The organism is Pseudomonas sp. KBS0707 (assembly GCF_005937945.2).
Classification (GTDB): domain Bacteria; phylum Pseudomonadota; class Gammaproteobacteria; order Pseudomonadales; family Pseudomonadaceae; genus Aquipseudomonas; species Aquipseudomonas amygdali.
Genome location: NZ_CP041754.1, coordinates 2843911 through 2857713, shown reverse-complemented (window position 1 = coordinate 2857713; position 13803 = coordinate 2843911). Strand labels below are relative to the sequence as shown.

The following is a 13803-nucleotide window of genomic DNA, read 5'->3' as shown; positions in this document are numbered from 1 at the left end:
GAGAGATTCCTAGGCCGTGAGGTCACGAAGATTGCGGACAATGACCTGCTGACCCAGCGGGATCTTGAAGGCGTTATGTTCATAGGCCCGGGAGCCCTTCATCGCCAGCGCTGCGACCCGCGCAAAGGTGTCCATGTCAGCACGCTGACCGATCAGTGCACGTTCAGCCTCCACGGCCCGCCAAGGCTTGGTACCCACGCCACCCAGCGCGATACGCGCATCGGTGATTCGCTTGCCGTCCATCACCAGAATCACTGCACTGGACGCCAGGGCAAACTGGTAAGAGGTACGGTCGCGCAGCTTGAGATAAGAAGAACGACCACCTGCCAGCGGTGCATCCAGCGTCACGTGGGTGATCAGCTCGTGGGCCGCCAGCGCAGTTTCACGCTGCGGCGTATCACCGGGCAGCAGATGAAAGTCGGCAAAAGGAATATCTCGCGAACCATTGGCCCCCTGAACGGTTACCTGCCCGCCGATGGCCGCCATGCCGACGCACATGTCCGAAGGATGCGTTGCAATGCAGTGATCGCTGGTGCCCAGCACCGCATGCACACTGCGGTTCATGCCGCCGATAGCTGCACAACCGGAGCCCGGCTGGCGCTTGTTGCAGGCTGAAATACCATCGCGGAAATACGGGCAGCGCACCCGCTGCATGACATTGCCAGCGGTGGTGGCCTTATTGCGCAACTGGGTCGAAGCACCTGCCAGAATCGCTTCGGACAACACCGGATAGCGCTGCTGCACCAGTGGATGCCTGGCCAGATCAGTGTTGCTCACCAGCGCGCCGATGCGCAGACGCCCATCGGGCAGCGACTCGACCTGTTTCAACGCCAGATGATTGATGTCCACCATTTGCTGCGGTTGCATCACATCCAGCTTGACCAGATCAAGCAACGTGGTGCCACCTGCCAGATAGAAGAGCTGCCCCTCACCCGACGCAGTGCTGAATGCCTGCGCGGGCGATTCAGCCCGAGCGTAATCGAACGTTCGCATCAGGCAGCTCCTCCCATCTTCGAACGCGCAGACTGCACGGCTGAGAGAATGTTCTTGTAGGCACCGCAGCGGCAGATATTGCCGCTCATGGCTTCTCTGACGCTGGCGTCATCGGAAGGGATGTTCGGGTCCTGGAGAATCGCGACCGCGCTCATTATCTGTCCAGACGTGCAATAACCGCATTGATAGGCATCGTGTTCCCAGAAGGCTTCCTGTACCGGGTGCTGCTTGCCGTTCTCGGCCAGGCCTTCGATGGTGGTGATGCTGTCGCCCTGATGCTGGACGGCAATGGACAAACAGGAATTGATCGCCACGCCATTGACCAACAGCGTGCAAGCACCGCACTGGCCATGGTCGCAGCCTTTTTTGGTGCCCGTCAGTTGCAGGCGGTCACGCAGCACGTCGAGCAGAACGGCGTTGGCCGGCACGTTCAGGGTATGAACCTGGCCATTGACCTTCAACTGGATGCGCTGCTCGCCCGCTGCAGGCGCGTCACTGTCTTCGATTACAGGAGCCACCGGGGCTGCCTGCAGCATGCCGTCGGAGGGTATCCAGGTAGACAGCGTGGCCGCAGCAATGCCGGAAGCACCGAACTTCAAAAAGTTTCGGTGCGAAGGCTGCACGGCACTGCTGTCCACAGCAGAATCCTTGTGCTTTTTGGGTTCACTCATCAGGGTCACTCGGTAATAGCCGACGCTGCTGTAAAGCGCCGGGCGTTATTGTGTGGTCAGCCGCCTGGGCGTACTCCTGCTCAACGGCGCGCTGCCTTGATCTTTCATCGAGCTTTCATGGGTGATCAGAGCCAAAACGCTATCACCGGTTAAGTGTTTAACTGGCCAGCGCTGGTAAAGTTCCAACTGTTTGACGGGCGTCTGTATCCGGAGATTGCAGCCACCACACACCACAGTCGTGTATTGACACTAGCAGGTGGTCGGGATGCTGATTAGCCAGGCAAATCCACACACCCTTGTGAAACTGGCTCATGAATACCGTGCGGCAGTTAAAAATGTGCGCGGGCGACGGGGTCCGGCGGATTGCCACATTCTGGCAAGCGGCTAAAGACCCGCGCATAAACGACGATATAGATGGGGGGCAGGCTGTGAAGCGTCTAAATCAAGGCATTCGCGCCCGATTTGATGATGGCATCTCGCAACCGAGGTGCACATTATGCGAAAATGCCGCGTCTTTGCCGGTATGCCACCGTGGGAATGTCGCAGCACGCGTGCATTAAATTGCACATCAGGCGTGCCTCCATGCCCCGATGCGGCGTCTCAGACTCCGTGAACAGGCTGACCAGGTGTGTTTTCTGGAGGATGCCGAGGGGTGATATTCCCGGGCGTCGCCGCACACCAACAGAGCAAATGTCACTCATGACGCTGAATCCAATGATGATAAGAAGTCAGCGCAGCAGGACATAAATTGAGGTCTCGAGCGGTATTATATTGGCCTTGTATGTCCACCTCTAGTCCCTGTGGGTGCGAGCGTTTGTCGCAGGCTTCGATGCATGTGACAGGCCGTTTCTTCAGGAGTAGTCGGCGGATGGCGTTTATCAGATGGATGACAGAATGTTTAAAAAAGTGAACACGGCCCTGCTGGGTCTGGCCATTTCCATGGGCCTGATGCCCGTGCAGGCGGCTGAAACCAAGAAAGTCGACGTATTGCTCGTCGGCGGCGGCATCATGAGTGCAACGCTTGCGGTCTGGCTCAACGAGCTGGAGCCGAGCTGGTCGATGGAAATGGTCGAGCGCCTCGATGGCGTGGCCGAAGAAAGCTCCAACGGCTGGAACAACGCCGGTACCGGCCACTCGGCCCTGGCCGAGCTGAACTACACCCCGGAAGACAAGAACGGCAACGTTGATATCTCCAAGGCCATCGAGATCAACGAAGCGTTCCAGATTTCCCGTCAGTTCTGGTCGTGGCAGGTCAAGACCGGCGTTCTGAAGAACCCGCGTTCGTTCATCAACTCCACGCCGCACATGAGCTTCGTGTGGGGCGACAACAACATCCAGTTCCTGCGCAAGCGTTACGCAGCATTGCAGGCCAGCCCGCTGTTCAGCGGCATGCAGTACTCCGAAGACCACGAGCAGATCAAGAAGTGGGTTCCATTGATGATGGAAGGTCGTGACCCGGCGCAGAAGCTGGCTGTGACCTGGAGCCCGATTGGCACCGACGTCAACTTCGGCGAGATCACCCGCCAGTTCGTCGCCAATCTGAAAGCCAAGCAGAATTTCAATCTGCAGTTGTCGAGCGAAGTCGAAGACATCAATCACAACGACGACGGCACCTGGCGCGTCAAGTACAAGAACCTGAAAGACGGTACTGTCACCGAGACCGACACCAAGTTCCTGTTCATCGGCGCTGGCGGTGCTGCCCTGCACCTTCTGCAGGAATCCGGTATTCCTGAAGCCAAGGAATACGGCGGCTTCCCGGTCGGCGGTTCGTGGCTTGTCACCGACAACCAGACTCTGGCCATGCAGCATATGGGCAAAGCCTACGGTATCGCGTCGACTGGCGCGCCACCCATGTCGGTTCCGCACCTTGACACCCGTGTTCTGGATGGCAAGCGCGTGATCCTGTTTGGCCCGTTCGCGACCTTCTCGACCAAGTTCCTGAAAAACGGCTCCTACTTCGACCTGCTGACCAGCACCACCACGCATAACGTGTGGCCGATGACTCGCGTTGGTATCGAACAGTACCCGCTGATCGAATACCTGGCAGGTCAGGTAATGATGTCTGACGACGATCGCTTCGCCGCTCTGCAGCAGTACTTCCCGAACGCCAAGAAAGAAGACTGGCGCCTGATGCAAGCCGGTCAGCGCGTACAGATCATCAAGCGTGACGAAGAAAAAGGCGGCGTTCTGAAGCTGGGTACCGAAATCGTTGCTTCCAAGGACGGCTCCATCGCCGGTCTGCTGGGCGCATCGCCAGGTGCTTCGACTGCAGCGCCGATCATGCTGGGCGTGCTTGAGAAAGTCTTCAAGGACAAGGTAGCGACTCCGGAATGGCAGGCAAAACTGCGCCAGATCGTGCCTAGCTACGGCACCAAGCTGAACAACAACCCGGATCGCGTTGCCGAGGAATGGGCTTACACAGCCGAAGTCCTGCAACTGACTCCACCGCCGCCGGTGAACAAGACAGGTAATGCTCCAACACCTGCACCTGCTGCACAGCCAGCGAAAAGCAATCCAGCCAGTGACATGGCGCTCTAAGGCTTTCATAGCTTGAAGCAAAGCCCCGCCAGACAATGTCTGGCGGGGCTTTTTTGTAATTGGCGCCTTCTGGCCGAAAAAACAGTTAAAGCCACGCGTCCTCTTGGCACCTGTTATGGTGGCACACCTCCTTCACTCTCTGGCTTGTATCAGCAGAGCTGTATTATCCAGGTCTCCACGCCGCACCTTCGCGGCAACCTCGCATTTTCTTGCGCTGTCCATCCGGGCTGTTGGTCGCTCAAAGTATTGTCGCGGCTGACAAAAACTATCCGAATCGCTCTTTGTGCTTAACGACTGCATGTCGTACCAAGGCAGCGGCAGGCTGTTTCCGGTTGAAATACCCTATGGAGTTCACGCAAATGATCGAGCCCATGCTGGCTACAGGCCCAGATGCAGCGCTTGAAGCCGCGCTTGCCGAGTGTGCCCGTGAACCGATTCGGGTGCCCGGCGCAATCCAGCCTCATGGCGTGTTGCTGAGCGTTGCAGGCAACCCGCTGTGTATCGAACAAGTCAGCGCCAATTGCGCAAATGAGCTTGGGCTGGACAGCGACGCGTTGCTGGGCAGGCCCCTGTCATTGCTGTTATCGCCCGAGCAGGCGACGATTATCGAAAATGCGTACCACCACCCTGCTGCTCCACACATTGATCCGATACGACTGACGCTGGGAAGCGCTCACTACAGTGCTTCGCTGCACCGTACCGATGACGTGCTGATTATTGAACTGGAACCCTTCGTCGAAGCCGGCCAGGAACAGCCCAGAATCATTGCCCGTGTGTTGCGCAACCTGCAGGCAGCGACCACGCTGGAAACGCTGTTCGATATCAGTGTTCACGAGATTCAGGCACTTACCGGCTACGACCGGGTGATGATTTACCGGTTCGAGCCCGAGGGGCATGGCAAAGTCGTTGCCCAGGCGTTGACCGGGCTATTACCCAGTTACAGTGGTTTGAACTTCCCAGGCTCGGATATTCCTGCCCAGGCGCGAGAGCTGTATCGTTTGAACTGGATTCGGGTGATTCCGGACGCAACCTACGTTCCCGTCCCCCTGATACCGACACTGCGACCTGCAACAGGCCAGCCACTCGATCTGGGCTTCTCGACGCTGCGTAGCGTGTCCCCTGTTCACTGCGAATACCTCAAGAACATGGGCGTGCGCTCATCAATGAGCATCTCGCTGCTGGACGGCGGCGAACTTTGGGGTCTTATCGCCTGTGGGCATCCTGAACCGCTGCTGGTGTCCAGAGAGCTGCGCGATGCCTGTGCAATGATCGGGCAACTGTTGTCGGTGAAAATTTCCGCAATTGTTGCAACTGATATTCAGCGCGAACGGGAAGAGAAAGTTGTCCTGCTCGGGCAACTGGCAGACGCAATGAGTCGTGCCGACCATGAAATCCTTGACGGCCTGGTGAGCCGACCCGAACTGCTTCAGTCCTTGACACTGGCGGACGGCGTCGCGGTTCTGATTGACGACCGGGTTCACCTGTTCGGCGTATGCCCTACGACCGAGCAGGTGCAAGCGCTGTACCTCTGGATTCGGGACACAGGGCTGGCACGCCAGCGGTCGACGCAGCGAACGACAGGCTTGCAGGGTCTGGGTGTTTTTCATACCCACTCCATGCACAAGGAGTATCCCGAAAGCGCGGCCTACAGAGATGTCGCGAGCGGCGTCATTGCCTTTACATTGCCCAAGCCGATTGATAACGCGGTCATGTGGTTTCGTGCTCAGCTCACCTCGACAATGAACTGGAGCGGAAACCCGGCCCACCATGTGAGTACCAGCCCGGAAGGCTCCGCACGCCACCGCTTGCGCCCGAGACAGTCTTTCGACGCGTGGGAACAGCAGGTCACAGGCATCGCCAGCCCCTGGTCGCGGGGCGATCTTTATGGTGCTGAAGACATACGCCGCTCAGCGCTGGAGAACGACCTGGAGCGCCAGGTTCAGCGCGAGCAGGAGGCGGTGCGTTTGCGCGATGAGCTGGTCGCGGTGGTGTCCCATGACCTGCGCAACCCGATGTCGATCATCATCATGCAGTGCGGCATGATGCAGCGATGGGCAATCGACGATACACACTCTGAAAACCGCAACATCCGGCGCGCACTGGGCACCATCGAGAAAGCGACAACCCGCATGAACAGTCTTCTCGAAGACTTGCTCGATACCGCACAGATTGAAGCAGGCCGTTATCAGCTCTCACGCTTGCCGCTGGGTGTCACCAGTCTGCTTGAAGAGGCATGCAGCCTTCTGGTCATGCTGACCACTGAAAAGAATATCGAACTCAATTGCACCGCCGCGCAGGGTCTGGTCATCAATGCGGATCCGGAGCGAATCTTTCAGGTGCTTTCCAACCTGGTGGGTAACGCCATCAAGTTCCCCCCCAAAGGTGGCCGAATCAACATCAATGCGGTCGCCAGTGAAAATGAAGTCCTGTTCAAGGTCAGTGATGACGGGATAGGTATCCCGGCGGAACACTTGCCCTATATTTTCCAGCGTTATTGGTCTGTCAAGGAAGGCAACCCACGAGGCAACGGCCTTGGTCTTTATATATGCCAGGGTATTATCACCGCCCACGGTGGACGCTTGTGGGCCGAAAGCTCAGTCGATTCGGGAAGTGTATTTTCCTTCACGCTGCCTATGCATGAGGGGCAGGATGTCATTGGCGAGGCGACGTTTTTAAAACAGAGCGGCACGACTGATCGACTGGCGCAATCGATCTCCAGCAAACTGGAGCGCCAGCAACTGGAAGATCGCCTGACCCGCGCGGGGCTGCTGAACGAACTGAACCATCGGGTCAAAAACACCCTGGCAACCGTTCAGGCCATCGCCTCTCTCACGGTCAACAGCTCTGCCTCACTGGAGTCCTTTCGCAAAAAACTTCGATGCACGTCTGTTTGCACTGAGCCAGGCGCATGATGCCCTGGCCCGGGCAGAGTGGATATCCACTGAACTGGTCGACCTGATCGAGCAGCTTCAAGCGGTAAACGCGGGGGCGCACAAGATCAGCTTCACAGGCAATCCGGTAACTCTGGAGCCGCGCGTGTCATTGACGCTCTCAATGGTTCTGCACGAACTGATGGCTAACGCGGTGCAGCATGGTGCACTTTCATCATCAGCAGGCCAGGTGACGGTGATCTCCACCCTGGACGCCGGGCACAATCCTCCCACGCTGAAGATCGAATGGAGTGAAACAGGCGGCCCGCCGATTGCCGCAAGCACGGTAAAAGGCTTTGGCTTTCGCTTGATACGCCGCAGTATCGAACGAGAACTCAAAAGGCAAGGCTGACATTCAGTTCGCCAGCACAGGCATTATCTGGTCGATGCTGATCCCTTGGCCAGACAAACCGGAAGGCAGCTTATGAGTTCAGAATCAGACGACCATACCTCGCTCCCCAAAGTGCTGCTGGTCGAGGACGAGACAATGCTCGCAATGCTGATGGAGATGATGCTTGAGGACCTGGGGTTCGCTACCGCCTACCACGCCAGTTCGCTTGGCGAAGGCATTGAATATGCTCGCAACGGCGACTATGACCTGGCCATTCTGGATATCAATATCATCGGCGGTAACTCGTTCCCGATAGCAGCGGCCATTGCCCATCGCGGCATACCCTTCATGTTTTGCTCCGGGTATGGGCGACTGGGCATTCCCGAGGTATGGGTTGACCGGCGCTGCGTCGCCAAACCGTTCAGTGCAGAGCAGTTGAATGAGGCCTTGAGCGAACTGCTTCAGGCCTGACCAGGTCCGCTCTCGATCAGCCTGTTATCGGCTGGCGAAGGTTTACGCTCGCGGTAAGTCGCCACCACCACCAGCACCAGCAACACCGCGAGCAACACGGCGGACGACCCTACCGTGCCGAAATCCAGCCCGCCCTTCTCGTAGGGCTTGGTCAGCACATCGCCCAACGTCGCCCCGAATGGCCTCGTCAGCACAAAGGCTATCCAGAAAAGCATGATCGAGGACAGTCTGGTGGTGAAATGCAGGACAACGACTAACGCTATCGCAGAACCGATCAGCACCGCACCTCCGGCAAAGCCGAGCCCCGAGTCGTCGGCCAGGTAATCGCCGAGCGCTGTGCCCAGCGTGTTGGAGATGAGAATCGCGAACCAGTAAAAAAGCTCACCTTTCAGCGTCGAGACTCTGTCTACCGACAACGATTTCTCGCTGACATACCACGCGCAAAAAATGGCCATCAGCAGGGTAATCAGGATTGCAGAACCCGTTGCGTAGCCAAGCCCGAGTGTCCGGTCCATGAAGTCCGACATCGTCGTGCCTGCGGTACTGGTGGAAAGAATGACCAACCAGTAAAGCATCGGGTGATAACGTTTTGCGGCAAGCTGTGTCACGAGCGTGGCTACAAACAGGCTTATCAGTATCAGAGAGCTGATCGCATACCCGACATCAAGCGTCATCGACAATAAGTCGCCCGCTGTTTCGCCAAGTGTGGTCGCGCAGATCTTCATGATCCAGAACGCCAGGGTTATCTGGGGCAGTTTGTTCATTGTGTCTACCTGGATGATCAATGGAGGCGTGTTTCGCAGAGCGCGAATGTCGCCATGATCAGGCTCCAGATGTTTGAAATGTGTGAGGCCGAAATGAAAAACTGATTGAGGCAGGCAGGGACTCGCATAAAAAACAGGCCGGGTTGCCCCAGCCTGTTCACATCACGGGGAGTATCAGTTTTTTTGTGTTCGGGCTGGTTAGGGCCTGCCGTCAGGCAGGCCCTTGTTTTACCAGCTCGGTCTGGTAAATCGGTCTCCGTACAGGATCGCAAATTGATTCATTGCCACTTTCCAGTCGTGTGCCGCATGACCCCAGTTGGCGGTGATGTTGCGCAACCCAAGCCATATCAGTTTCGTCGCAGCCTCATCGGTCGGGAAGTGCCCTCGAGTCTTGATGATCTTGCGTAACTGGGCATTGATGCTCTCGATGGCATTGGTCGTGTAAACCACTTTGCGAATGCCCGCCGGAAAAACAAAAAACGGTATAACCCGATCCCAGGCGCGACGCCATGCAGCAACTACAGTCGGATACTGCTTGCCCCAGGGGCCCGCTTCAAAGGCGTTAAGCTCTTGCTCAGCCACATCGGCATTGATCGCCTGGTAGATCGGCTTGAGTGCTTTGGCCAGTGCCCGACGTTTATCCCAAGCGGCATAGTCCAAGCTGTTGCGGATCAGATGCACGATGCAGGTTTGCAGCGTCGTGGCAGGAAAAACCGCCCCCAACGCCTCCGGTATTCCTTTGAGGCCATCCGTGACGGCGATCAGAACATCTTCAACGCCACGAGTCTTGAGGTCGTTGAACACCTTCATCCAAAACTTGGCACCCTCGGTGCTCTCGATCCATATACCCAGAATGTCGCGCGTGCCATCAGGTAATACCCCCAGCGCCAGATAAATAGCCTTGTTGCACACTAACCCCTCGTCCCGGATTTTGACCCGTAACGCATCGAAGAAGATCACCGGATACATCGGTTCCAAGGGTCGTTGCTGCCAAGCGCCCACCTCTTCCATGACCGCATCGGTGACTGAGCTGATGAAGTCATGGGACACGTCAGTTCCATACTGCTCAGATAGAAAAGCGCGGATCTCACGCACCGTCATGCCCCGGGCGTACATGGCAATTATCTTGTCGTCGAAGCCTGTAAAACGGCGTTCGTGCTTGGGAATCAGGATCGGGGCGAAGCTACCATCGCGGTCTCTGGGGATATCCAGGCGAAGCGGCCCGTCGTCGGTCAGAACCGTCTTGCTGCTTTTGCCATTGCGCTGATTGGTCGACTCCTCAGGGCGCTCCGCGCCCTGAGGATAACCAAGGTGGTGACCCAGCTCGGCGCCTAGCGCACGCTCGATCAGAGCCTTCTTGAACGCCATGGACGCGTCTTGAATGGCTTCGGCGCTCATCGGGCCTTTAACAAACTGCTCGATCAGCTCTTGGGGAATCGAGGGCAACTCCCTCGCTGTTGCATTGGCGGACTTCTTTTTGGTCGGCATACATGCACCTCTAGCTACATGTTATGCCCGAACACAAAATTTCTGACAGTCTCCATCACGAAGCGATCGTGGTTTCCTCTGCGCCCGGCCACTCGCTGTCCGGCACATCATAGATGTCGCCGTTCTCGACGCCGTCGATCTCGTACTGGGTCAGGTAGTCCCTGAGGTGATCGGAGAAGCGGTCAACGCGCGTTTCCTGCTTGCCCTCCTCGATCAGACCGGGAATCAGCAACGCCAGAGCGCCCACGCCGGCTGCGGCAATACCAAGGCTGCCAGCGAGCAGCGGCAAGGCACGGACCACGCTGCCCGTCAGTTGCAGAACGCCCGCAGCGCCTTCAGCTGCAGATGCCAGACCTGCCATAGCGCCAAGAGATCCGGCAGTGATGCTCATGCCACCGGCAACCAGCTCGCCTCTTCTGATCGACTTCACTCCATCAAAGATGCCGTAAGCACCCGCAGCCACACCGGCAAGTCCACCGAGCCCCTTCGCGGCGTTTTCCAATTTCGACAGGTTAGTCGTGATGTCCTTGTAAACGTCCGGCTCCAGTACGTCCTTGATGTCCTTGAACATGGTCGTGACGTTCTTGATGCCGCCCTCGACCAGCAACGTTGCGCTTTGTACCGAACCGGTAGTGATGTCGACGATTTGCCGATCAGTCAGGGCCCCCGCGCCATTTGCGCCTTTTGCAATGGTGATACCGGCCATGAACAGGCCGCTGACGCCATGCAGGACTCCGGCACCGGAAGCGGCCTTTATCGACGAGTTATCGCTGAACAGGCCCAGCTCGGAAATGGACTTGGTGCCCTGACGCAGCAAATCCCAATTGCCTCTGAAAACGCCAAGAATCTGGTCAGACGTAGCGGGTTTGCCATCGGCATTCATCAGCAGTTCGGGGTTGCTCTTGCTGATCTCATCGATCAGTGCCTTGACCTTCTCCTCATCCAGCGCTTCACTGCCTTCCTTGCCGAACGCTTTTTTCAGGTCGTCGAAGCTGGCATCGTTGAAGACGTTCTCCTGAGCAATCGCGGTGTAGTTCTCTGTCAGCTTGTCGTCGTATTTACCCGTGAACTCTGGGTTCAGCGCGGCGTTGTACATCGCCACTTCCATGCTGAACTGGCTGGTCGCCACTTCAAAGCTTTCAGTTTTCAACAGCTCTTTGAGGCGCTCACCGGACACCAGCGATTTTTCATAGAAGGCCTCGAAATCCTTGTTATGCGAGGATTTCTGCACTGCTTCCTGAATTTCGCCCGGTTTGCTGAACCCCAGCGCGCCCTGAACGCTTTGCGCCGAGCTGTAGAACTGAGCAAGCGCTGTCTGCTGGTCGGTCTTGCCATCCTTGGTATTGGCGTCCCACAGCTTGTTTAGCGCAGCACCGGTCTTGATATCGTTGTCGTAAGTACTTTGCAGCGCGCGCTTGAGCCCGTCGCTGCCCTCCAGCACCTTGCTTGCCTCGCTGGTGGCATTCTCGTTATAGAACTTGACTACTGCGGCATCCTTTTCAAGCATCGCTACATGTTTGTTGACATCATCGAGGAGCTTCTGCGCATCGGGATGACTGCGTACATTGTTGGCGATCTGGACCTTGGATTTGTCGTCCTTCCACATCCCGGCACCGCTGCCCTGCACGATCAGACTCTGTGCAGCCTTGAGTTCCTGAAGTACGGCAGCCTTCTGCTCTGCGCTGTAATTTTGCGGGTTATCGAACACATCCTTGTTGAGCGGGTCGGTGTTGACCTTGTCCAGCAGATTGCCTTCGGCAACGGCTTCCAGCAATGTACCTACCGCCCCGACGTCCTTCGGCGAAGCCGTCTTGATGAAGGCCTGAATGTCACCGCGGCTGGCCTTGCCATCTGTGCCCTGCTCCAGGGGACTCTTCGCATTGTCGAGCAACGCAAAGGCACCGGGTTGCGACCAGAAGTCCAACGCTTCCTTGACCTCATCACTCAACTGAGGGTTTTTCTCTTTGTAGGCTGTCAGTGCTTCAGCGTTGAAATCCGAAGAGCCGGTCTTGCCTTTGATCGCGTCGTAATTTTCGTCGATGATCGCCGCATATCTGGCGATCTGCCTTGAAGCCTCATCGGCGTCAGGGTTGGCCTTGAGAAAATCCTTGTAACTACCGATGTCTTCGGTCTTTTTCAGCTCGGGCAGCACGGCGAAGCCCAGCTTGCCAAAATCCTGCAACCGTCCGGCCTCGGTGCCATGCTTTGCCTCGGCGCCCTTGGTGAAGCCATCAATGCTGCTGTTGAACACCTGGCCACCTGACTGAGCCTCGCCCTTCTCGTTGTACAGGGTCACCCGGTCAAGCACCTGGGCAGCACGAAACGCGGCATTGGCATCTTTTTCGAAATCGCCGACCCGCTCCTTGAGCATGTCCTTGACGCCGCTCTGATTTCCCAGATTCTTCAACAACGGATTAGCGTCGATGATCTCTTCGACCGAACGCTTGTCATCCTTGGGCAACTCCCACAAAAAACCGAGTTTCTCGGCCTGTTCACGTGCTTCCTTGTTGTCACCCACCGATGACACATTGGTCATCTCGCCCTTGAGGCTTGCAAACCCATCCTTGCCAAAGTCCTGCAGGCGACCGGCTTCAGTACCGTTCTTCGCCTCGCCACTCCTGGTGAAACCGTTAATGCTACCGTTCGCTACATCGCTACCGACAATCCGCACGTCGTTGCCATCGAACTGTTCGATGTGAGCCAGCACCTGGGTCGCGCGATAGGCTGCGTCGGCATCGCGCTCGAAATCGCCGACCTGCTCCTTGAGCATGTCCTTGACGTCACTCTGGTTACCCAGATTTTTCAACAACGGGTCGCTGTCGATTATGGCCTGCGCGTCGCGCTCGTCGCCTTTCGGTCGCTCCCACTGAATGCCCAGTTTCTCGGCCTGCTCACGGATGGCAGGGTCGTCAGCCAGGGATCGCACCTCATGCAGTTTGCCTTTCAGACTGGAAAAACCGAACTTGCCGAAATCCTTCAAACGACCCGCTTCGCTGCCATGCTTCGCGTCGCTGCTGCTGGTATACCCGTCGATGCGATTATTGCCGATGTCGTTACTGGCCAGACGGTTACCATTAGCGTCAAAGGTCTCAATGTGTTCAAGCAGTTGCACAGCCCGGAATGCGGCGCTCGAATACTTGGTGTAATCGCCCACCTGAGCGATCAGGTTCTGTTTGGCTTCGCCACGGTCGCCTCGTCCGCCCAGACTTTTGAGCAACGGGTTGTCGTCAATTATTTCCTGTGCAGAGCGCTTGTCATCTGAAGGTAACTCCCACTGGATACCGGCATCCCTGGACTGCTGCACGGCCTGCTCCCAGGCCTTGGCGTCTAACGGGTCTTTTGGCTTTTCAGTGGTGATTTTGCTGACGGAGGTCATTGTCTTTATCCTTCCATTGGTCACCAGAAAAATCACAGCGACAACTGCTGCCCGCGCAAAAGAACGAGCTGCGCCATGAGTCAGACTGGTGCGAGCTGGGCCTGACTAAAAGGCAGAGGCACGGGACCTGATCAAAGACCAGGCATCCGCGATCACACTCGATTAAATCGGACTTGCGTTAAGAAGGGATGACACAGACCGGAAAGTTACCTCGAACAGCTGTCTCAGCGCCCTCATTACG

General features: G+C 57.0%; 7 protein-coding genes and 1 pseudogene. 3 read left to right on the top strand and 5 right to left on the bottom strand.

The window, feature by feature from the left end; translation table 11 throughout:
- Nucleotides 1–9 precede the first annotated feature (9 nt).
- Together FFH21_RS13530 and FFH21_RS13525 are read right to left on the bottom strand one after the other, a co-directional pair.
- Nucleotides 10–993 (bottom strand): xanthine dehydrogenase family protein subunit M, encoded by a 984-nt coding sequence (locus FFH21_RS13530; protein ID WP_011168646.1) that lies wholly within the window; start codon nucleotides 991–993, stop codon nucleotides 10–12.
- The gene (locus FFH21_RS13525; protein ID WP_011168645.1) at nucleotides 993–1664 is read right to left on the bottom strand and encodes a (2Fe-2S)-binding protein; all 672 of its coding nucleotides are present in this window, start codon (nucleotides 1662–1664) and stop codon (nucleotides 993–995) included. The genes FFH21_RS13530 and FFH21_RS13525 overlap by 1 nt, the downstream gene beginning before the upstream one ends.
- Nucleotides 1665–2558: 894 nt before the next feature.
- On the opposite strand from FFH21_RS13525, the gene mqo reads away from it, so the two are divergent.
- The 3 genes and pseudogenes from mqo (at nucleotide 2559) to FFH21_RS13510 (ending at nucleotide 7934) form a co-directional block, all read left to right on the top strand.
- Nucleotides 2559–4202 (top strand): malate dehydrogenase (quinone), encoded by a 1644-nt coding sequence (gene mqo / locus FFH21_RS13520; RefSeq protein WP_002553589.1) that lies wholly within the window; start codon nucleotides 2559–2561, stop codon nucleotides 4200–4202.
- Nucleotides 4203–4546: 344 nt separating this feature from the next.
- Nucleotides 4547–7560 (top strand): annotated as a pseudogene (locus FFH21_RS13515) (ATP-binding protein).
- A complete protein-coding gene (locus FFH21_RS13510; protein WP_002553587.1) occupies nucleotides 7557–7934 on the top strand; it encodes a response regulator in 378 nt (125 codons plus the stop codon). Before FFH21_RS13515 ends, FFH21_RS13510 begins: the two are co-directional and overlap by 4 nt.
- On the opposite strand, the gene FFH21_RS13505 is transcribed toward FFH21_RS13510, so the two are convergent.
- The 3 genes from FFH21_RS13505 to FFH21_RS13490 form a co-directional block, all read right to left on the bottom strand.
- A complete protein-coding gene (locus FFH21_RS13505; RefSeq protein WP_004658161.1) occupies nucleotides 7925–8698 on the bottom strand; it encodes a membrane protein in 774 nt (257 codons plus the stop codon). The two genes, FFH21_RS13510 and FFH21_RS13505, sit on opposite strands and share 10 nt — an antisense overlap.
- Nucleotides 8699–8926: 228 nt before the next feature.
- A complete protein-coding gene (locus FFH21_RS13495) occupies nucleotides 8927–10186 on the bottom strand; it encodes an IS256-like element ISPsy17 family transposase (RefSeq protein ID WP_004666928.1) in 1260 nt (419 codons plus the stop codon).
- A 55-nt stretch (nucleotides 10187–10241) separates the two neighbouring features.
- Nucleotides 10242–13562: a type III effector HrpK domain-containing protein gene (locus tag FFH21_RS13490; protein WP_011168643.1), complete on the bottom strand. Its 3321-nt coding sequence runs from the start codon at nucleotides 13560–13562 to the stop codon at nucleotides 10242–10244.
- Nucleotides 13563–13803: the final 241 nt, after the last annotated feature.